Consider the following 18546-nt stretch of genomic DNA (forward strand, 5'->3'; position numbering starts at 1 on the left):
AAACACTACAACACGAAACGCCCCCACAGTGCTCTGGGCTACCGCCCGCCGGCCCCTGAATCCGTCATCCCGATGGACCAGAGGCCAGTCATGCACTAACAATCAAATCGGACCACTCAGGTGGGGCCGATCATCGGCGTTTCGGCTGGTGGTAGCGTGACGTTCAAATTGTCACCAGTCGCTGATGGTAGTACTTTCAACCAAACCTCGGTCCCACCGCCGCCTAAAGGAATCGGAAAAGTCTTGGGTTGGATCCATTCCCATCCGGCTTCTTACATTCGCTTCAAGAAATCTGACGGTAGGACATACGCTGGTCCGGGTTATCCATCTAGGGCCTGTTGACAAAAGGGATTCACACGGACGCCTGATCATGATTCAAGCTGGTATCTGCGATGGAGACCAGCTTGGCACGAGACCTGATGTCGGACGATGAGTGGGCGTTCTTTGAGCCCTTCATCTTTGCCGTCCGCGCCCCGAATGGACGCAAACCCACGAACCATCGTCTTGTTCTGGACGGGATTTTCTGGATCGCCCGAACGGGCTCTCAGTGGCGCGATCTACCGGAAGAGTTCGGCAAGTGGTCGAGCGTTTATCGGCAGTTCCGGCGCTGGACGCTTGCAGGATTGTGGGAAGTCATCATGGATGCCCTGAACCAAAGCGGGGCTGTTCCGCACGCCCTGCAAATGATCGACAGCACCGTGGTCCGCGCCCATCATCAGGCAGCGGGCGCTAAAGGGGGACTCCGCGACAGGGTTTCGGCCGTTCTCGTGGTGGCTTCACGACCAAGATCCACCTCCGCGTCAACGGCGCGGGCCTGCCCATGAGGTCCGAGATCACGCCCGGCAAGACATCGGATTACCTTGGCTTCGACATGGTCATGGCCGATAACCTGCCCGAACCGTCAGTTCTCCTCGCCGATCGCGGCTATGACTCTGACAGAGTTCGCAAAACCATGGAGGCTCGCAACGTGGTGCCGGTCATCCCAATGCGCAAGACCCGCAAGCTGCGCGTGGCCGTCGACCGCACACTTTACCGGCTGCGCAACCTCGTCGAGCGCTGCTTCAACAAGCTCAAGAACGCCCGCCGTGTCGCCACCCGCTACGACAAGACTGCCGAAAGCTTCCTGGGTTTCATCGACATAACCTCGATCCGCCTCTGGCTCCGCCAATTGTCAACATGACCTAGGGTCAGGACCTATTGATCGCGCGCTGGCGGCAAGACTCAGGCTGCGCAAGGAGACCGTACAATTGCTGATGTAGCGAACTACGAAAATCTGCCCCTTTCTGCCGAATTGACTGGACTTCGCGCTGCGAGAGAGCGGTAGTGGCACCGGCCAGGCCGAACGGTCACATCTCCGCCCGGGATTTCCCGGGTTCATGTCAGTAGCAGGGGCAGGGTACTCCTGCGATGCCTGACAGGAGATGACCATGACCATCGAAGCCATGACAACCAGGTCCGGGCGCAAGTCGAACCCAAAGTCCGGCATCAAACGGGTGAGCAAAAAGGACCAGCTGATCCGGATGCTAAGCACAACGACCGGTGCCGACGTCGCGACGATCAGTCGGAAGCTCGGCTGGCAGCCGCACACGGTGCGGGCGGCACTGACGGGTTTGCGCAAGGCAGGCTATGAGGTGGCTGCGGAGACGTCGGGGCAGGGGAAGCCGGCGCGCTACCGGATCGTGTTTGCGGCCTCTGCCATGGAGTCGACGGAAGCTGCCGCCATCAGATCCTGCGAGACGACCGATGCCGGGTAGGGCCGATCCCGATCGTGCCCGGCTGCGGCAAGCCTGGGAGGCGGTCTTCGGCGTGCCACCGCCGGCCTACGCGTCGGTGGCATTCCTGCGCCTGGCGCTCGAGCATGAGGCGCAGGTGAAGCGGCATGGCGGGCTGCCGGTCGCCACCCGACGCGCGCTGCGCAAGATTGCGGAGGGCAAGCCGGTCCGCGAGGCACGCGGGTCTCTTCGCGCCGGTGCCCACCTTGTGCGGGAGTGGAACGGACGGAGCTACCAGGTCGAGGTGCTGGAGAGGGGCTTCCGGCTCGACGCCAGGATCTACCCGTCGCTCTCGGCGATCGCCCGGCACATCACCGGCACGACCTGGTCGGGCCCGCGCTTCTTCGGACTGACCAACCGGGGCGGGGGCAAGGGATGAGGAAGATCCGCTGCGCGATCTATACCCGAAAGAGCTCGGAAGACGGTCTCGAGCAGGAGTTCAACTCGCTCCATGCCCAGCGGGAGGCCTGCGCCGCCTACATTGCCAGCCAGAAGGCCGAGGGCTGGGTACTGCTTCCAACGTGCTACGACGACGGCGGGATCTCCGGCGGCACGCTGGAGCGGCCGGCGATGCGGCAGCTCCTGGCGGATGTCGATGCCGGCCCCGTCGATCAGATCGTGGTCTACAAGATCGACCGGCTGACGCGGTCGCTCGCCGACTTCGCCAAGATCGTGGAGCGGCTGGATGCGGCCGGTGCCTCCTTCGTCTCGGTCACCCAGAGCTTCAACACCGCGACCAGCATGGGGCGGCTCACGCTCAACATGCTTCTCTCCTTCGCGCAGTTCGAGCGCGAGGTGACGGCCGAGCGCATCCGCGACAAGATCGCGGCGTCGAAACGCAAGGGGCTCTGGATGGGGGGGCATGTGCCCTTGGGCTATGATGCCGATGGACGGACCCTGAAGATCAACGCGACCGAGGCCAAGACGGTCCGAACGATCTACGATCTCTATGGTTCTCTCGGGACGGTCCGCGCGGTGACGGAAGAGGCCGCACGCCAGGGCCTCAGGTCTAAATCCCGGGCCATCGCGGACGATCGCATGCAGGGCGGCATACCCCTGGGCCGCGGCCATATCCATCACATCCTCACGAACCCGCTCTATGCAGGCCGGATCCGCCACAAGGGACAGGTCCATGACGGCCAGCATCCGGCGATCATCGATGCCGATCTCTGGGCGGCGGTGCAGGCGCAGCTGACGGCGGAGGCCAGAAAGCCCCGCGCACGGAAGGCAGTGGGCACCCGGTCCCGGCTCTGCGGCAGGCTCTTCGACGAGACCGGCGACCGGCTCACGCCGTCGCATTCCAGGACAGGACGCGGCACCCGGCTGCGCTACTACATCTCCCATCGTCTCGTGGCGCGGAGCGGCGAGGCTGGCGTGACGGGATGGCGCCTGCCGGCGGAGGAGCTGGAGGCCCGCGTCGAGGCGATCGTCCGGGAGCTCCTCTCCGATGTCTCCCTGGCCGGACGTCTGACTGTCGATCCCGGCGCAGATGAGATCGAGCGCCTGCGGCGCGCGCTGGACGGAGTGACGGGCGGGGCGGGCCGAGCCGAGCTTCTCGACATGGTCAAGCGCGTCGACATCGCGCCGGGAGCTCTGACCCTCAGCCTGGACGCACCTGCGCTGGCACAGGAACTCGATGTCGATCCGGCCCGCCTCGTCGACGACGGACTCACGAAATCCGTTCCGTTCCAGCTGCGCAAGCGCGGGGTCGAGACCAAACTGGTGCTGGCTGGCGCCCCCGCCAGTCGCGATGACACGCTGATCCGCAACATCGCGCGGGCCCATCACTGGTACGGGCAGATCCGGGCAGGGCGCAGCTTCGAGGAGATCGCCGCAGACGATAACGTCTCGAAACGCCGCGTGCAGCAGATGATCGATCTCGCCTTCCTGGCACCCGAGATCGTCCGGGATGTTCTTGATGGCAAACAGCCGCTCGGCTTCACGTCAGACTGGTGCAAGACCCATGTGCTGCCGTCCGACTGGAGCGACCAGCGCCGCGTGATCAGCGCGCTCTGATCGACCCTCTCCACACCTCGCACCGCGAAAATGCCGAACGCAGACTTCCGGGCATCTGCGCCCGCTTTTTCGGTGACGTGGCGGTCTGCGCAGACAGAGCTGTCGCGCAAGTCACGGAAAACGCGCGACTATCCGAGCGAAACCTCGCACCGTCTCGAATTCTGTAACTGGTTGGCTGGGGCGGTAGGATTCGAACCTACGGTACACGGTACCAAAAACCGACGCCTTACCACTTGGCCACGCCCCAACTGCGCGGGTTCATAACCAAGGCCGATGCGCCCTGCAAGACCAAAGTTCCGCTTTCCGACATTGAGAATGAACCGAAACCAGAGTAGTCGCGGCGGCATGGAGCGGACAGACGTTTTGATCCTTGGCGCCGGGGCGGCCGGCATGATGTGTGCCATCGAGGCGGGCAGGCGCGGGCGCAGGGTCGTGCTTCTGGATCACGCAACGCGACCGGGGGAAAAGATACGGATCTCCGGCGGCGGGCGATGTAACTTCACGAATCTGGCGGTGCCGCCGGAGCGGTTCCTCTCGCGCAATCCGCGGTTCGCGGTCTCGGCGTTGCGACGGTTCACGCCGGCCGATTTCATCGCGAGGCTCGATGCGGCGGGAATCTCCTGGCACGAGAAGGTGCTCGGCCAGTTGTTCTGCGACGGGTCGGCGCGACAGATCGTCGACATGCTGACCGGCCAGATGGCGGCGGTCGGGGTCGAGTTGCGGCTGGCGGAATCGGTACGGCGGATCGAGTCAGACGGCGCCTTCGTCGTAACGACCGATCGCGGACCGGTCAGGAGCGACAGGCTCGTCGTCGCCACCGGCGGCAAGTCGATACCCAAGATGGGAGCGACCGGGCTCGCCTACCGGATCGCCGAGCAGTTCGGTCTCGCCGTGACCGAGACCCGGCCGGCGCTGGTGCCGCTCACCTTCGCGGAACAGGAACTCGTCCGGCTGAAACCGCTTGCAGGCGTGTCGGTCGAGGCGCGGGTGACTGCGGGCAGGATCGGCTTCGAGGAGGGGCTGCTTTTCACCCATCGCGGGCTCTCGGGACCGTCGATCCTGCAGATCAGCTCCTACTGGCGCGAGGGCGAGGAACTGAGCGTCGATCTGGCGCGCGGCCGGGATGTCGCGGCAGAGCTCAAGGCGGCGCGGGCGGAGGCGGGGCGGGTCGCGGTGCAGACCGCGCTGGCGCGGTTCCTGCCGGACAAGGTGGTGGCGATGGTGCTGTCCCAGTCCGGGATCTCGGGGCGTCTCGCCGACCAGTCGAACGCGGCGCTCGACCGGCTCGGGGCAGTGGTACATCGCTGGCAGGTCAAACCGGTCGGGTCGGAGGGGTACCGGACGGCGGAGGTGACGCTCGGCGGGGTGGATACCGACGGGCTCGACTCGCGGACCATGGAGGCGCGGAGCGTGCCCGGGCTCCACTTCATCGGCGAGGCTGTCGACGTGACGGGCTGGCTGGGCGGGTACAACTTCCAGTGGGCCTGGTCGTCGGGATGGGCGGCGGGGCAGGCGGTTTGAGACGGCCGTGCGCACTTCGCTTCTGGCTCTGTACCCGGGCTGCACACCGGCTAGGATCGGGGCGACGTGCCGGACGCGCGTCCTCAACGGGCAGGAGGTGATGATGGCGTGGCTGATCGTGAGCGAGGATGCGTCGAACGGGGCGGCCATCCGGGCCGATGACCGCGTGATGGAGGCGCATTGGCAGTACGAATGCGCGCACCGCGCGGTGATTCTCCTGGCCGGGAGCCTGCGGCGGGACGACCTGGAGACAAAAACCGGCAGCGTTCTTCTCCTCGATCTGGAAACCCGCGAGGATGCGGAGCGGTTCTTTGCGAACGACCCCGCCACCAAGGCCGGCTTGCGTGGCGCAACCGAGATACGCTGGCTGAACCCCGCGATTCTGGACCGCAGGGTGCAGGACTGAACCGTCCGTCGAGGAGCGGGCCGGGCGCTCAGATCCGGAGCGGATCGGCCTTGGCGATGCGATCGAGCGCCATCAACGTGTCGAGGAGCCTCGGCATGTCCGATAGCGGGATCATGTTCGGGCCGTCCGAGGGCGCGCTGTCGGGGGATTCGTGCGTCTCGATGAAGACGCCGGCGATGCCGAGGCTGACGGCGCAGCGCGCCATCGCGGGCGCAAACTCACGCTGGCCGCCCGAGGCGCCGCCAAGCCCGCCGGGCTGCTGCACCGAATGGGTCGCGTCCATGATCACCGGGTAGCCGGTCTTGGCCATCGTCGGCAGCGACCGCATGTCGGCCACCAACGTGTTGTAGCCGAAGCTCGCGCCGCGCTCGGTCAGGAGGATCCTCGTGTTGCCGGTGCTCTCGACCTTGGCGGCGACATTGGCCATGTCCCAGGGCGCGAGGAACTGGCCCTTCTTGATGTTGACGACGCAGCCGGTCTCGCCGGCGGCGATGAGGAGGTCGGTCTGGCGGCAGAGGAAGGCAGGGATCTGGATCACGTCGACCACGGCGGCGGCAATGCGGGCCTGTTCGGCATCGTGGATGTCGGTCAGGACCGGAAGCCCCATCGACCGGCGCACGCCTTCGAGCACCTTCAGCCCCGCGTCGATGCCGAGCCCGCGCCGGCCCGAGAGCGAGGTGCGGTTGGCCTTGTCGTAGCTTGCCTTGAAGACGTACTGGGCACCGGCGGCGGCACAGGCCTCGGCCATCGTTCCGGCAATCATCTGGGCGTGGTCGGCGCTTTCGAGCTGGCAGGGTCCGGCGATCACGGTCAGTACCCGGTCGTTGCCGACGGTCAGCCCGCCGACGGTTACGTCCTTCATCTCGGTCATGTCCGGCTCCTTATGAGGTCGCCTGTTCGCGCAGGATCGACGCGGTCAGCGACAGCATGAGGTAAATGCCACCGAAGATCAGGAAGGCCAAGAGCGTGTTTTCGAAGGCGCGCGGATAGGTCGCCTCGTCGGGCGCGACCGGGCTGACGCTGGTCTCGAGGTAGCGGACCTGGCGGTTGGCCTCGATCCGCGCGGTTTCGAGCTGCTGCAGCGCGTGGCCGAGCATGAGCTGGCGGTTTTCCAGATCGGCGTCGGCGATGCGGAGCTTGCCCGTGACCTGGGCCAGAGAGGCGGCGCCACCGGACCCCTCCGTCAGCCCCGCGCGCATGTTAGAGATCATCGATTCGAGGCGCGCAATATCACCCTCTGTACCGGCGACACGCGCCTGGTTCGGTTGCGCATTGTCGAGAAGCTGCTGCAGTTCGAGACGTTTCTTTTGCAGCTCCACCTCGAAGGTTGCGACCTGGCTCATCAAGGTGTGCGACTCCGTCATCGGATCGAAGACGCCAAGTTCCTCCTGCAGCGAGAGGACGCGCTCCTGCGCCTCGAGCACCTTTGCCTCGGCTTCCTGGTAACTCTCCCGCGCGCCCTGCATCTGGTCCTCGCGCAGGCGGGCGGAAAGCTGGTCGACCTGCTGTTCGGCATAACCGATCAAGGCTTCGGAGAAATTCTGGCTGACCATGGGATCGGCCGCGATGACCTCCATCTTGATCAGCCCCTCTGTCGGATCGTAGGCAATCTTCACGTTGCGCTGATAGACCTTGTAGGCGGCCTCGTTCGAGGCACCCACGTTGAGGCGTTGCAGCGGATCGATGAAATCCTGCGAGAAATGCTGCTTGAACCCGAGATCCGCGTCGAGCCGGAGCATTGCGTCGCGCGACCCCAGATACCCCTGGACCGCGATCGAATCCTGCGATGTCGCGAACTGTGTGCCGCGGAACATCGAGCCGAGCCCGGTGGACTGGCCGTCGGCCTGCTGGATGACGAATTCAGTAACAGTGGCGTAAAGCGGCGTTGCGATCCGGAAGAAGTAGAAACCCGCGAGCAGCGTCGGCAACAGGACAAATGCCGCGAGGCGTGCCATCAGCATCGCGAAGTTGCGGCGGCGGCGGCGCACGATGTCGCGCTGGATTGCCATGATCTCGCGCGTGCGGTCGGCTTCGGTCACGACCTGCGGGGCGGGCGGGGGCGGGGTGCGGACGGGCTGCGGCAGCTGCACCCTGTCCTCATCGGGCGCGGCCTTGCCTGCGCTGATCACCTTGAGCACAGCGCTCGGCTGGAAAGGGTCAATTCCCTGCTGCCGGAGTTTCAGCACCGCGTCGAAATCCGAGGTTGCGGCGATGCCATGCTTCTGCGCGAGGCGGCGCGCCGTGCGCAGCTGCCGCCCGGTGAGCCCCTCGGCCGCGATCGCGGCAGGATCATCCCCGGCGCCGGACCTGTTCGAGGCCGGCGCTTCGGGTCGCCGGATGCGGAACTTCTGGGCCTTAGGTGGCGTAGTCATACATCCGTTTCGCTTCTTCAAGGGTGTCGAACATGTGCAGCCTGCCGTTGCGAAGCACCGCCGCCGAGCGGCAGAACTTCTCCAGCGTCTCGGCCTGGTGAGAGACGACGACGACCGTCGCGGTTTTCAGCCGGTCCTTCAGGATCGAGCCGGCCTTGCGGTTGAACTCGACATCGGTGGACGCGGGCATCCCCTCGTCGATCAGGTAGATGTCGAACTCGATCGCGAGCAGGAGCGAGAAGCTGAACCGCGCCTTCATGCCCGCGCTGTATGTGCCGACGGGCATGTCGAAATACTCATCGATCCCGCAGACCCAGCGACTGAATGCCTCGACGTAATCGGGATCGAGCCCGTAGAGCCGGGCGATGAAGCGCGCATTCTCGCGCGCGGTGTGGCGGCTCACGACGCCGCCCATGAAGCCGAGCGGGAAGGAGACGCGGCAGGACTTGCGCACGACCCCCTCGTCGGGCTTCTCGAGACCGGCCATCATGTTGATGATCGTGGTCTTGCCGGTGCCGTTCGGGGCGAGGATTCCCAGCGACTGGCCGAGCTCGACCCGGAACGACGCGCGGTCGAGGATGACCTTGCGGCCCCTTCCGGTCCAGAAGGATTTGCTCACATTCTCGAATTCGAGCATCCGATTGCCCTGGCGCTGCCCTGCCTGCCTGACGTGCTTACGGCGTTTTTCTTAACATACATGCTACGCCGGAACTTGGCCGGCATTATGGCGAAGAACCCGGGCGATGCTGTCGCCCGGGCAGGAGGGCTCAGCCGGTGACCTTCTCGACCCGGCAGATCCGACCCGCAACGAGCGAGATCAGCGCAGCGCCGAAGGAGAAAAGCGCGCCCATCTTCGCGGCGTCCTGAACCGGGCCGCCTGGGAAGGCGACCGAGGCCACGAAGAGCGCCACGGTGAAGCCGATGGCGGCGACGCAGCCGATCACCACAAGATCGACGGAACGCATGCCCTGCGGCAGCCCGAGCCGCATCGGATAGGCCGCGAACCAGCCGAAGAGGAAGATCCCGACGGGTTTGCCGACGATGAGACCGAGAAGCACGAGCCAGGTCGGCGCGCCGATCGCCGAGAACTCGACCCCGGCATTCAGCAGACCGAAGAAGAACAGGACGATCTCGACGGGATACTTCAGGTGGTGTTCGATCCAGTTGAGGAGGTCCGTGAGGTATTGTTCGGCCTCGGCGAAGATGCCGAAGGCGCGGTCGGCATGCGGAATCGTCGGTACGATCGGCAAGAGGCCGAGCGCAGGGTGAATGCCGGATTCCTGGAAACCGAACCAGCTCACGCAGCCGGCGACCAGATAGGGCCAGAACGAGAGCTTCTGGCGGACCCAGGTCGAGTTCGGGCGCAGCTGGTTGCCGCGGTCCATCCGGCGCGGCAGCCAGTTGAAGAAGAAGAAGACCGCGACGGCGGCGCCGAAGGACACGATCAGCCACTCCGGCGCAAGATCGCCCGTCGGGTAGAAGATCGCGAGGATGATGAGGCCGGCCGCATCGTCGGCGATCGCCAGCAGCAGCAGGAACCGGATCGCCGGATGCCCGGCGCCGAAGACCATGCGGCCGACGAGGTAGGAGAAGGCGATATCCGTCGCGGTCGGGATCGCCCAGCCGCGGCTTACCGTCTCGTAGACGCCGAGCACGGCGGCGAGGCCGAGATAGACGGCGATTGGGCCGAACATGCCGCCGGCGGTCGCGATCAGCGGCGTCATCGCCTTGCGGCCGCGGAGCGAGCCGTTTTCGAGGATGATCGCCTCCCACACTTCCTTCGCCGCGATGGCAAAGAAGAAGGCCATGCCGACATCGTTGACCAGGTAGTGCAGCGTCAGCGTGCGGACGGCATGGCCGCCCTCCTCGTGTAGATGACCGATGAAGAAGTTGTCGACGATCACGAAATCGACGAAATGATGGTAGCTCGACGCGTCGATATTGGCCCAGACGAGCGCGATCAGGGCGCCGGCGATCAGCAGCAGAGAATAGTTGGTGACGTAGTTCCAGACGCGATACATCCGCGCTCTCCCTCCCCGCTACGGCCCTGTTTTGCCGGGCTTAGCGGAAAACCGCACAGGGGGCAACGGTCGGTGGAACGGTCAGGCGATGCTCTGCCAGAGAAGGCCGGCGATGACCGAGCCGGCAAAGGCATAGCCGAGATAGGCCGCGAAGACGCGCGGCTTCACCAGCGCCCAGACGGCGATCGCGGCGGGAATGCAGCTCACGCCGCCCGCGAGCATGAAACTCATCGCCGCGCCGTTCGACATGCCCTGGTTGAGCAGCGCGTCGACGAGCGGCACCGCGGCGTAGCCGTTGAGGTAGGCCGGAGCGCCTAAGAGAGCGCCGAGCACGATCGGTCCGAGGCCGGGTCCGCCGACGAGATCGGCGATCCACTCGGCGGGAACATAGCGGATCATCACCGCCTCGACCGCATAGGCGAGCGTCAGCCACTTCAGGAGGAAACCCGCATTCTCCAGAGCCGCGGCGCGGAAGGTGGCGCGGCGCGCGGGGACATTCCAGAACCGCCAGACCGGTGTCCCGGAAAACGGTGTCTTCGATCCGCAGCAGCTTGTTTCGCACCGCGGGGCGTTTTGCGCCCGGAGCGGATCGCGGAAGACGGGCGTCGCGGCGAAAGCCCAGGTGCCGAAGCCGCCCATCAGCCCGAGCCCCACCGCGGCGGCAGTCTTGGCAAGCGCGAAGTCGAGCCCGAGCGTTCCCGAGGTGATCAGGAACATCGCCGGGTCCATCAGCGGCGAGGCGAGCCAGAAGGCCATCACCGCGCTCAAGGGCGCGCCGAGCGCGAGAAGCGCGGCGATGAAGGGGATCACCTCGCAAGAGCAGAACGGCGCGAGCCCGCCGACCAGGGCAGCGAGCATGATCATCCGCACCTCGCGCCCTTGGAAGGCGCGGGCGACGAGGTTCTCGGCGCCGCTGGCCTTGAGCCCGCCGATGGCGAGAACCGCGAAGGCGATGAAGGGCGCGGTATCCAGAAGCGCGCCGCCGGTGAAGCGCACGACGGGCCAGAGTGCCGCGGCATCCATGACCGCCACCGCCGCCAGGAGTGCCGCGAGCAGGAGCCAGGCACGGTCGAAGCGGGCGCCGTGGCTGTGCCCGGAATGGGAATGGGTGGTTTCAGCCATGATGGTGCCTCTTGTCGGCGCAGTCGGCGCAGCATTCGCGCAGCAGAAAGTCCGACAGCGCGCGGACCTGATCGTAGGCGATCGCCGCGCAGATGATCGATCTACCCTGCTTCGTCTGGGTCACGAGGCCGGTATGCGCGAGAATCCTCAAATGGTGCGTCAGGGTCGAGCCGGTCACGCCGCAACGCTCGCCGAGCGCGCCGATCGTCAGCCCCTCGGACCCCGCCCGCACCAGTGCGCCGAGCACCGCGAGGCGCTGTTCGGAACCGAGTGCCGAGAAGGTCGAGGCGGCGACTTCGACGGGCAGTTCTGCGATGGGGGCGGGGGCGGCTGTATGTTTCATATTTCTAATATTATAGAAATATAGTCTGGGCACAAGTGATATTTCCATGACCGTCGAAGTGAAGCGATTCCGGGTTTTCCCGCGCCGGCCGGCCGGGCAGAGTGCGGCCATGACAGTAACCGACGAGATATCCGCCTGCCGGCTTTGCGCCGGGGACTTCGCGCGGACCGCGACCGCACATGAGCCGCGCCCGGTCGTGTGGTTCCGGCCCGCGGCGCGGGTGCTGATCGCCGGCCAGGCGCCCGGCGCGCGGGTCCATGCCTCGGGCCGGCCCTTCACCGACCCGTCGGGTGACCGGCTCAGGGATTGGCTCGGCCTTGACGAGGCGGATTTCTACGACCGCGACCGGGTGGCGATCGTGCCGATGGCCTTCTGCTTCCCGGGCTACAGCGCGAAGGGCGCCGACCTGCCGCCGCCGCGACGCTGCGCGGAGACCTGGCACGGCCGGGTGATGGCGGGGTTGCCGGAGGTCCGCGTCACCTTTCTCGTTGGCGGCTACGCGCATCGCTGGCACCTCGGTTCCGGGGTGGCGAAGCGTGGTGTGACGGAGACGGTCGCAGGCTGGCGCGACCACGCGCCGCGCGTCTTTCCCTTGCCTCATCCGTCCTGGCGCAATACCGGCTGGCTGAAACGCAATCCCTGGTTCGAGGCCGAGCTCCTGCCGGCCGCGCGGGCGCGGCTTTCGGAGGTTTTAAACGATGGTTGAGACGATTCTGGACCGTGCCCATGCGGCGATGGCGGCAGCGCCTGAGGACGACGCGGCGCGGCTGCGCTTCTACGAGCGGCTGGCCGATGCGGAGCTGTTCCTGCTCCTGCAGGCCGAGCCGGTGGACGACGCGGTCGCACCGCAGCTCTTCGTGCTGGAGGAAGGGCCGTTCGCGGTCGCCTTCGACAGCGAGGAACGGCTTGCGGCCTTCGCCGAGGCGGTGGTGCCTTATGTCGCCCTGCCTGGTCGGGTGGTGGCGCGGGAACTGGCGGGGCAGGGCGTCGGGCTCGGGCTCAATCTCGGCGTGGCTCCGTCGGAGTTCCTGATGCCGGCCGAGGCGCTCGCCTGGCTCGCCGGGACGCTCGACCATGCGCCGGAGCACGCCGAGGCGCGGCCGATTTCGGTCGCGGCCCCGGCGGGCCTGCCCGAGGCGGTGGTCGCGGCGCTCGATGCCAAGCTCGCGGGGCTCGCCGGGCTGGCGCGGGCGGCGCATCTGGTGGCTGTCGGCTACCAGGGTGGCCGGCGCGGGCATCTCCTCGCCTTCGAGGGGGCGCGGGCCGGGGCCGAGGCGGCGCTCGCCAAGGCGGTGTCCGAGGCGCTGGTCTTTTCCGGAATCGAGGCGGGAGAGATCGACGTCGCCTTCCTGACAGCGGACGACGCGCTCACGTCGCGGATCGTCCGCGTGGCGCTCAGGTTCGACCTTCCGGAACCGCAGTCGGAGACGGCGCAGGTGCTGGCGCCGTCGGCGCCGGGCATGGACCCGGCGCGGCCGCCGAAGCTGCGCTGAGGCTCAGTAGCCGAGCGAGCGGTCGACGCGGTGGAGGAGGGGCTCTCCCGCCTCGCCGCGGCGGATGTTCTCGGCCACGACGCGCGCGGCGGTGGTGGGGCGGGTCTCGGCGGCGATGTGCGGCGTGACGGTGATCTTCGGATGCGCCCAGAACGGATGGCCGGGGGGCAGCGGTTCCTCCCGGAAGACGTCGAGCGTCGCGTGGCCGATCTGGCCGGCATCGAGGGCCGCAAGAAGGGCCGCGTCGTCGATCAGCGGGCCACGGCCGGGATTGATGATCGCGGCACCTTCGGGCATCAGCGCCAGCCTTCCGGCGGTCATCAGGTCGCGCGTATCGGCGGTGAGCGGCAGCAGAAGCACGGCGATCTCCGCGCGCGACAGGACGTAGGCGAGGCCCGTGTCGCCGGAGTGGCAGTCGATGCCGGGGATCGACTTCGGGCTGCGGCTCCAGCCCAAGACCGGGAAGTTCAGCGCCGCGAGCGCAGCCGCGCAGGCTTGACCGAGCGCGCCGAGGCCGAGCATCGCCACCGGCCGCTCGCGCGCGAGCGGCGGCAGCAGGGAGGCTTGGCGCCAGATGCCGTCCTGGCCGTGAATATGCGCGTCGATGCCGAGGTGGTGGCGCAGGACATGGCCGGTGACGTATTCGACCATGCCTTCCGTCAGGCCCTGATCGACCATCCGCGTCAGGGGCTGGGTCAGCGTCGGATTGGAGACGATGCGCTCGACCCCGGCCCAGAGGCTCAGGACCGCCTTGCAGCCGGTATAGGGGGAGAAGTCGGTGACCGGCCCGCCCGGCGCGTAGACGATGTAATCGACCGCCGCCGGGTCAGGCGCGCTGTCGGACAGGTCCGCGGCGATCCCGAGTTCGGACAGCGCGGCCCTAAGCGGTTCGCGGTAGGCTGGCCAGCGTTCGGCCCCGGCGGCGAAGTAGACCTTGATCGGCATCGTCACCTCGGTCGGTGGATATGGGCGCTTTGGACGAGGCCGAAGGCGCCGAGAAGGATGATCATCGCGGTACCGCCATAGGAGACGAGCGGCAGCGGCACACCGACGACCGGCATCAACCCCGTGACCATTGACATGTTCACCATGAAGAACAGGAAGAACGTGCCGCCCACGCCGAAGGTCAGGAGCGCCGAGAACCGGTCGCGGTTCGACAGCGCCGACTGGATGCAAAAGACCAGGATCAGCACATAAAGCGTCAGCAGCGAGACGGCGCCGATGAAGCCGAACTCCTCGGCGAGCGTCGTGAAGATGAAGTCGGTGTGCTTTTCCGGCAGGAAGTTCAGCCGCGACTGGGTGCCCTGCATGTAGCCCTTGCCGGCCCAGCCACCGGATCCCAGCGCGATCTGCGCCTGGGTGATGTTGTACCCCGCACCCAAGGGGTCGGTGCTCGGGTCGAGGAAGGTGTCGATGCGGCGGAACTGGTAGTCCTTGATCAGCTGCCATTCGGTGCCACGGCTCTCGAACACCGTGAACACCAGCCCGACGGCGAGCGCGATCACCGCGGCGAAGTACCACAGGCTCACCCCGGCCACGAACATCACGATGCCGCCGCCGGCAAGAAGGAGGATCGCGGTGCCGAGATCAGGCTGCTTCAGAACGAGGAAGGTCGGCACCAGCACGATCACCACCGGGATGATGACCCAGAGCGGATGCGAGACCTTCTTGACGTCGAGCCAGTCGTAATAGGCCGCGAGCAGCATCACCAGCGCGACCTTCATCAGCTCCGATGGCTGCAGCCTGAGGGGGCCGAGTTCGATCCAGCGCTGGGCGCCCATGCCGATCGTGCCGACGATCTCGACCGCGACCAGAAGGAGAAGCGAGATGAGATAGGCCACTGCCGAGAGGTTGCGCCAGAACCAGATCGGTACGAAGCCGATCGCGAGCATCGCCACGATCCCGACCGCGAACCGTTCCATCTGCGGCTCGGCCCAGACCTCGATCCGTCCCCCAGCGACCGAATAGAGCATCAGGAAGCCGACCGAGGCGACCGCGGTCAGTAGCAGTACCAGCGGCCAGTTGACGTGGAGGACCTTGCGCAGGCCCGTCGGCACCGTCTTGACGTTGTATTCCAGGTAGCTCATGCGCGCGACCGGCCTCCGCTCGGCCCTTCGGGCTCCATGAGTTGCAGCTCTTCGCGCGCGGCCTCGATCCCCTCCCGTTGGTCGGCCGGATAGGCGGTGAGCGGCGGGAAGCCTTCGTTCAGCGCCTGCAGCACGATGTCGCGCGCGATCGGCGCCGCCGCGAGAGAGCCGCCGCCGCCGTGCTCGACCACGACCGAGACCGCGATCCGCGGCGCGTCATAGGGCGCGAAGGCAACGAAGAGCGCGTGGTCGCGCCGTTCCCACGGCAGGTCCTCGTTCTTGGTGACGCCGCGAGCGCGTTCGGCGGCCGTGATGTTGCGCACCTGGCTGGTGCCGGTCTTGCCCGCCATCCACATCGTCTCGTCGACGATGCGCGAGCGATAGGCGGTGCCGCGCTGCGAGTTCGACACGTCGAACATGCCCTTGCGCACCGCGCGCAGAGCATTCTCGTTCAGTCCGAGCGAGGGCGGCTCGGCCAAGGGAACCTCTACCCCGTTGAGCGAGCGTACCAGCCGCGGCATCACCTCGCGCCCGGTGGCGATCCGCGCGCTCATCACCGCGAGCTGCAGCGGCGAGGCAAGCACATAGCCCTGGCCGATGCCGGAGTTGAGCGTGTCACCCATCATCCAGCCCTGGCCGTATTTCTCCTGCTTCCATTGTTTGTCCGGCGCGAGCCCTTCCGAGATCGCCGACATCGGCAGGTCGAAGCGCACCCCGATCCCGAGCCGCCGCGCCATCGCCGCCACCGCGTCGATGCCGACGCGCTGGGCCGCCTCGTAATAGAAGACGTCGCAGGATTGCTGGAGGCTCTCGGTCAGAGCGACATGGCCGTGTCCGCCGCGTTTCCAGCAATGGAACCTGCGGTTGCCGAGCTTCGTATAGCCCGGGCACCAGACGGTGTCGCCTGTCCCGATCACGCCTGCCTCGAGCGCCGCGAGCGCAACCACCATCTTGAAGGTCGAGCCCGGCGGATAGGCGCCCTGCACCGACTTGTCGGCGAGCGGGCGGTGGTCGTTCTCAGTCAGCGTACGGTATTCGGGGCCGGAGATGCCGCGGACGAACATGTTCGGATCGAAGCTCGGCGCCGAGTTGATCGCCAGGATGTCGCCGGTCCGGACATCGATCACTACGGCAGCGGCACTTTCGCTGCCAAGCCGGGCCTGGACGTAATTCTGCAGCCGCCGGTCGATGGTGATCTGAATGCTTGCGCCCGGATCGCCCTTCTTGCGGTCAATCTCACGCATCACGCGGCCGGTGGAGTTCACCTCGATCCGGCGCGACCCCGCCTTGCCGCGCAGATCCGCCTCGAGCTTGGCCTCAAGCCCGATCTTGCCGATCTGGAAACGCGGGATCTTCAGCAGCGGATCGGGGTCCTCGATCTTCGACAGGTCGTAGTCGCTGACCGGGCCGACATAGCCGAGCACATGGGCAAGGTCAGGGCCGAGCGGGTAGTGGCGCGACAGGCCGACCTCCGTGGTGACGCCGGGCAGGGCGGGTGCGTTGACCGCGATGCGGCTGAACTCTTCCCAGCTCAACCGGTCGGCGACGGTGATCGGCAGCGTCGGCGTGCGGCCGGCCTCCTTGAGGGTGCGCTCGCGGTCGTCGTCGGACAGCGGAATGAGCCGCGCGAGCCGGTCGAGCACGGCTTCGGTGTCGTCGGCATCTTCCTTGATGATGGTGATGCGGTAGTTCTGCTCGTTGCTGGCGACGACCGCGCCGTTGCGGTCGACGATCAGGCCGCGTGCGGGCGGCAGAAGCCGCACCTTGATGCTGTTCTCCTCGGCGAGGAGCCGGAACTCATCCGCCTGGTCGACCTGCAGGTAGCGCATCCGGTACGCGAGAGTCCCGATGAAGACCGCCTGAAGCGAGGCGAGCATCAGGCCCCGGCGGCTGATTGTGCGGAAGCTTTCCTGGCTGTCGCGGGGGGGGCGTCTCATCGCCACCCTCCGCGGGTGTCGGGCTCGCCCCGCGCCGGGCCGCGCAGCCGCAACACCGCGAGCGTTGCCGCGAGGACGAGCGGGTAGGCGAGGCCGGTGGCAAGGGCATGGAGTACCGTCGGTCCGAGACCGATCTGCGGCACCATGAAGACCGCCAGCACGAACCAGTTGGCGAGCATCATCGTGAGGATCAGCGCGCCGGCCATGCTCCATTCGACGGCGAACGGAAGGTCGCGCAGGGTCGCCTCGCGGCCACGCAGGAACTCGGTGCCGAGGAGCACGATCAGCGCCCACAATCCCGGCGGACGCATCGCGAGGATGTCGTCGACGAGAAACACCATCGCGATCACCAGAGCGGGCACCTGATCCGGACGGCGCATCACCCAGACGAGCGCGAGGCAGAGAATGAGGTCGGGCCCGGGGAAACGCGGAGGCACGGTGGACAGCGGCAGCAGCCGCGCGAAGAGGATCGCCGCGGCGAGGCCGAGGAAGAGCAGGCAGTGGCGGAGGCGCCGGGCGGTGGCGGGGTCAACCATCGCCGGCCTCCGGTTGCTGTGCCGCCTCGGCGGCGGGGAGGGTATCGGCGCGCGGGGGGATGGCCGGCGCGATCAGCCTTCCGGGCGCGGTGATCTGTTCGGCGGGGTGGCTGCGCAGCACGCGCAGGAAATTGAGCCGCTCGTAATCGGCGGCGAGCCGCACCCGGAGCCGGCGGTCCTTGTCCAGTTCGACCTGCCCGACGAGGAGACCAGCCGGAAACACGCCGCCGTCGCCCGAGGAGATCACGCGGTCGCCGGGGCGCACCTGCTCGGGCGCCTCTAGGAATTCGACCGGAGGCGCGGCGGAATTGTCTCCGACGAGCATCGCCTTCTGGCCGGAAGGCTGGATCGTCACGGGGATCCGGCTCGAGGCGTCGGTCAGCAGGATCACCCGGGCAGTGGTCTGGCCGACCCCTGAGATCCGGCCCACGAGTCCGAGCCCGTCCATCGTGGCCCAGCCATCGACGATTCCGTCGCGTGCGCCGACGTTGAGGAGCACCGACTGCCGGAACGGCGAACCGGCATCGGCCAGCACGACGCCAGAGACCGAGGTAAGCTTGGGATCGAGCCTCACCTGGTTCTGCGCGAGAAGCTTGGCGTTCTGCTGTTCGAGCTGAACCGCCGCCTCCTTCCAAGCCTTCATCTGCTGCAGCTCGCGGCGCAGTTCCTGATTCTGCTCGTAAAGGCTCGCATAGGACTGGAAGCCTTCGACCATGTCGACGAACTTCGTGACCGGCAGGAGGGCCCAGTCAAGGTTGGGCACGACGCGGTCGATGACGGCCGCGCGAAACTGCTCGACCCGCGGGCTGTCGATGCGCCAGATCAGAAACGTCAACGCCAAGACGAAGACGAGCGCCCCAATCAGGATGCGGCGCATCGGCGTTCGGAAATCGATATCGGGTCGGTGGTCTCGGGCCACT

General features: G+C 66.8%; 20 protein-coding genes and 1 tRNA gene. 9 read left to right on the top strand and 12 right to left on the bottom strand.

What is annotated here, in order from left to right; translation table 11 throughout:
- From OEZ60_RS16120 to OEZ60_RS16140, 5 genes are all read left to right on the top strand, one after another.
- Positions 1 to 99, top strand: a 99-nt coding sequence (locus OEZ60_RS16120; protein WP_263338649.1) for an integrase core domain-containing protein, incomplete at its 5' end; no start/stop codon positions are given.
- Between the two features lie 293 nt (positions 100 to 392).
- Positions 393 to 1180 (top strand): IS5 family transposase gene (locus OEZ60_RS16125; protein ID WP_263338359.1). Its coding sequence is split into 2 segments (ribosomal slippage): positions 393 to 732 and positions 732 to 1180, totalling 789 coding nucleotides; the frame shifts between segments, so codons are not numbered across the junction.
- A gap of 247 nt (positions 1181 to 1427) precedes the next feature.
- The gene (locus OEZ60_RS16130; RefSeq protein WP_263338360.1) at positions 1428 to 1754 is read left to right on the top strand and encodes a DUF3489 domain-containing protein; all 327 of its coding nucleotides are present in this window, start codon (positions 1428 to 1430) and stop codon (positions 1752 to 1754) included.
- Positions 1744 to 2151, top strand: a complete 408-nt coding sequence (locus OEZ60_RS16135; RefSeq protein WP_263338361.1) for a DUF2924 domain-containing protein — start codon at positions 1744 to 1746, stop codon at positions 2149 to 2151. The genes OEZ60_RS16130 and OEZ60_RS16135 overlap by 11 nt, the downstream gene beginning before the upstream one ends.
- On the top strand, positions 2148 to 3788 hold the full coding sequence (locus tag OEZ60_RS16140) for a recombinase family protein (protein WP_263338362.1): 1641 nt from the start codon (positions 2148 to 2150) through the stop codon (positions 3786 to 3788). Before OEZ60_RS16135 ends, OEZ60_RS16140 begins: the two co-directional genes overlap by 4 nt.
- Positions 3789 to 3960: 172 nt before the next feature.
- Here OEZ60_RS16140 and OEZ60_RS16145 read toward each other — a convergent pair.
- A tRNA-Gln gene (locus OEZ60_RS16145) sits at positions 3961 to 4035 on the bottom strand.
- Between the two features lie 98 nt (positions 4036 to 4133).
- Between OEZ60_RS16145 and OEZ60_RS16150 the strand changes: the two genes are divergently transcribed.
- Entirely contained in the window at positions 4134 to 5309 is a 1176-nt protein-coding gene (locus tag OEZ60_RS16150; protein ID WP_263338652.1) for a BaiN/RdsA family NAD(P)/FAD-dependent oxidoreductase, read from the top strand.
- A gap of 103 nt (positions 5310 to 5412) precedes the next feature.
- Entirely contained in the window at positions 5413 to 5715 is a 303-nt protein-coding gene (locus OEZ60_RS16155; protein WP_263338364.1) for a YciI family protein, read from the top strand.
- Positions 5716 to 5743: 28 nt separating this feature from the next.
- Here the strand turns inward: OEZ60_RS16155 and kdsA are convergent, their stop codons facing one another.
- The 6 genes from kdsA to OEZ60_RS16185 all read right to left on the bottom strand — a co-directional run bounded on the left by kdsA (position 5744) and on the right by OEZ60_RS16185 (position 11573).
- Complete coding sequence (gene kdsA, locus OEZ60_RS16160) at positions 5744 to 6577, bottom strand: 3-deoxy-8-phosphooctulonate synthase (protein ID WP_263338655.1); 834 nt, start codon at positions 6575 to 6577, stop codon at positions 5744 to 5746.
- 19 nt (positions 6578 to 6596) lie between these two features.
- Positions 6597 to 8087, bottom strand: a complete 1491-nt coding sequence (locus tag OEZ60_RS16165) for a capsule biosynthesis protein (protein ID WP_263338365.1) — start codon at positions 8085 to 8087, stop codon at positions 6597 to 6599.
- Positions 8071 to 8724: an ABC transporter ATP-binding protein gene (locus tag OEZ60_RS16170; RefSeq protein ID WP_263338366.1), complete on the bottom strand. Its 654-nt coding sequence runs from the start codon at positions 8722 to 8724 to the stop codon at positions 8071 to 8073. Before OEZ60_RS16170 ends, OEZ60_RS16165 begins: the two co-directional genes overlap by 17 nt.
- A 130-nt stretch (positions 8725 to 8854) precedes the next feature.
- A complete protein-coding gene (locus tag OEZ60_RS16175; protein ID WP_263338367.1) occupies positions 8855 to 10108 on the bottom strand; it encodes a Na+/H+ antiporter NhaA in 1254 nt (417 codons plus the stop codon).
- Positions 10109 to 10189: 81 nt separating this feature from the next.
- A complete protein-coding gene (locus OEZ60_RS16180; protein WP_263338368.1) occupies positions 10190 to 11230 on the bottom strand; it encodes a permease in 1041 nt (346 codons plus the stop codon).
- Positions 11223 to 11573 carry an ArsR/SmtB family transcription factor gene (locus OEZ60_RS16185; RefSeq protein WP_263338369.1) on the bottom strand — a complete coding sequence of 117 codons (351 nt, stop codon included), beginning with the start codon at positions 11571 to 11573 and terminating at the stop codon, positions 11223 to 11225. The genes OEZ60_RS16180 and OEZ60_RS16185 overlap by 8 nt, the downstream gene beginning before the upstream one ends.
- Positions 11574 to 11682: 109 nt before the next feature.
- Between OEZ60_RS16185 and OEZ60_RS16190 the strand changes: the two genes are divergently transcribed.
- Entirely contained in the window at positions 11683 to 12279 is a 597-nt protein-coding gene (locus tag OEZ60_RS16190; RefSeq protein ID WP_263338370.1) for a uracil-DNA glycosylase family protein, read from the top strand.
- Positions 12272 to 13066 carry an SseB family protein gene (locus OEZ60_RS16195; RefSeq protein WP_263338371.1) on the top strand — a complete coding sequence of 265 codons (795 nt, stop codon included), beginning with the start codon at positions 12272 to 12274 and terminating at the stop codon, positions 13064 to 13066. Before OEZ60_RS16190 ends, OEZ60_RS16195 begins: the two co-directional genes overlap by 8 nt.
- Positions 13067 to 13069: 3 nt before the next feature.
- Here the strand turns inward: OEZ60_RS16195 and OEZ60_RS16200 are convergent, their stop codons facing one another.
- The 5 genes from OEZ60_RS16200 to mreC are packed head-to-tail and all read right to left on the bottom strand — an operon-like array spanning position 13070 to position 18545.
- Entirely contained in the window at positions 13070 to 14011 is a 942-nt protein-coding gene (locus OEZ60_RS16200; RefSeq protein WP_263338658.1) for a 2-hydroxyacid dehydrogenase, read from the bottom strand.
- 2 nt (positions 14012 to 14013) lie between these two features.
- Entirely contained in the window at positions 14014 to 15153 is a 1140-nt protein-coding gene (gene rodA, locus OEZ60_RS16205; RefSeq protein ID WP_263338372.1) for a rod shape-determining protein RodA, read from the bottom strand.
- Positions 15150 to 17090: a penicillin-binding protein 2 gene (gene mrdA / locus OEZ60_RS16210; protein ID WP_263338373.1), complete on the bottom strand. Its 1941-nt coding sequence runs from the start codon at positions 17088 to 17090 to the stop codon at positions 15150 to 15152. Before mrdA ends, rodA begins: the two co-directional genes overlap by 4 nt.
- Positions 17087 to 17626, bottom strand: coding sequence for a rod shape-determining protein MreD (locus tag OEZ60_RS16215; RefSeq protein ID WP_263338375.1), 540 nt, complete (start codon positions 17624 to 17626; stop codon positions 17087 to 17089). The genes mrdA and OEZ60_RS16215 overlap by 4 nt, the downstream gene beginning before the upstream one ends.
- The gene (gene mreC / locus OEZ60_RS16220; RefSeq protein ID WP_263338376.1) at positions 17619 to 18545 is read right to left on the bottom strand and encodes a rod shape-determining protein MreC; all 927 of its coding nucleotides are present in this window, start codon (positions 18543 to 18545) and stop codon (positions 17619 to 17621) included. The genes OEZ60_RS16215 and mreC overlap by 8 nt, the downstream gene beginning before the upstream one ends.
- Position 18546: the final 1 nt, after the last annotated feature.

Origin of the sequence: Albidovulum salinarum, from assembly GCF_025673475.1 — a bacterium.
GTDB lineage: Bacteria > Pseudomonadota > Alphaproteobacteria > Rhodobacterales > Rhodobacteraceae > Albidovulum > Albidovulum salinarum.

What these genes read in the sequence shown, in the direction of transcription:
- OEZ60_RS16130 (WP_263338360.1), top strand. Translation starts at nt 1,428, where the DNA reads ATGACCATCGAAGCCATGACAACCAGGTCCGGGCGCAAGTCGAACCCA.
- OEZ60_RS16135 (WP_263338361.1), top strand. Translation starts at nt 1,744, where the DNA reads ATGCCGGGTAGGGCCGATCCCGATCGTGCCCGGCTGCGGCAAGCCTGG.
- OEZ60_RS16140 (WP_263338362.1), top strand. Translation starts at nt 2,148, where the DNA reads ATGAGGAAGATCCGCTGCGCGATCTATACCCGAAAGAGCTCGGAAGAC.
- OEZ60_RS16150 (WP_263338652.1), top strand. Translation starts at nt 4,134, where the DNA reads ATGGAGCGGACAGACGTTTTGATCCTTGGCGCCGGGGCGGCCGGCATG.
- OEZ60_RS16155 (WP_263338364.1), top strand. Translation starts at nt 5,413, where the DNA reads ATGGCGTGGCTGATCGTGAGCGAGGATGCGTCGAACGGGGCGGCCATC.
- kdsA (WP_263338655.1), bottom strand. Translation starts at nt 6,577, where the DNA reads ATGAAGGACGTAACCGTCGGCGGGCTGACCGTCGGCAACGACCGGGTA.
- OEZ60_RS16165 (WP_263338365.1), bottom strand. Translation starts at nt 8,087, where the DNA reads ATGACTACGCCACCTAAGGCCCAGAAGTTCCGCATCCGGCGACCCGAA.
- OEZ60_RS16170 (WP_263338366.1), bottom strand. Translation starts at nt 8,724, where the DNA reads ATGCTCGAATTCGAGAATGTGAGCAAATCCTTCTGGACCGGAAGGGGC.
- OEZ60_RS16175 (WP_263338367.1), bottom strand. Translation starts at nt 10,108, where the DNA reads ATGTATCGCGTCTGGAACTACGTCACCAACTATTCTCTGCTGCTGATC.
- OEZ60_RS16180 (WP_263338368.1), bottom strand. Translation starts at nt 11,230, where the DNA reads ATGGCTGAAACCACCCATTCCCATTCCGGGCACAGCCACGGCGCCCGC.
- OEZ60_RS16185 (WP_263338369.1), bottom strand. Translation starts at nt 11,573, where the DNA reads ATGAAACATACAGCCGCCCCCGCCCCCATCGCAGAACTGCCCGTCGAA.
- OEZ60_RS16190 (WP_263338370.1), top strand. Translation starts at nt 11,683, where the DNA reads ATGACAGTAACCGACGAGATATCCGCCTGCCGGCTTTGCGCCGGGGAC.
- OEZ60_RS16195 (WP_263338371.1), top strand. Translation starts at nt 12,272, where the DNA reads ATGGTTGAGACGATTCTGGACCGTGCCCATGCGGCGATGGCGGCAGCG.
- OEZ60_RS16200 (WP_263338658.1), bottom strand. Translation starts at nt 14,011, where the DNA reads ATGCCGATCAAGGTCTACTTCGCCGCCGGGGCCGAACGCTGGCCAGCC.
- rodA (WP_263338372.1), bottom strand. Translation starts at nt 15,153, where the DNA reads ATGAGCTACCTGGAATACAACGTCAAGACGGTGCCGACGGGCCTGCGC.
- mrdA (WP_263338373.1), bottom strand. Translation starts at nt 17,090, where the DNA reads ATGAGACGCCCCCCCCGCGACAGCCAGGAAAGCTTCCGCACAATCAGC.
- OEZ60_RS16215 (WP_263338375.1), bottom strand. Translation starts at nt 17,626, where the DNA reads ATGGTTGACCCCGCCACCGCCCGGCGCCTCCGCCACTGCCTGCTCTTC.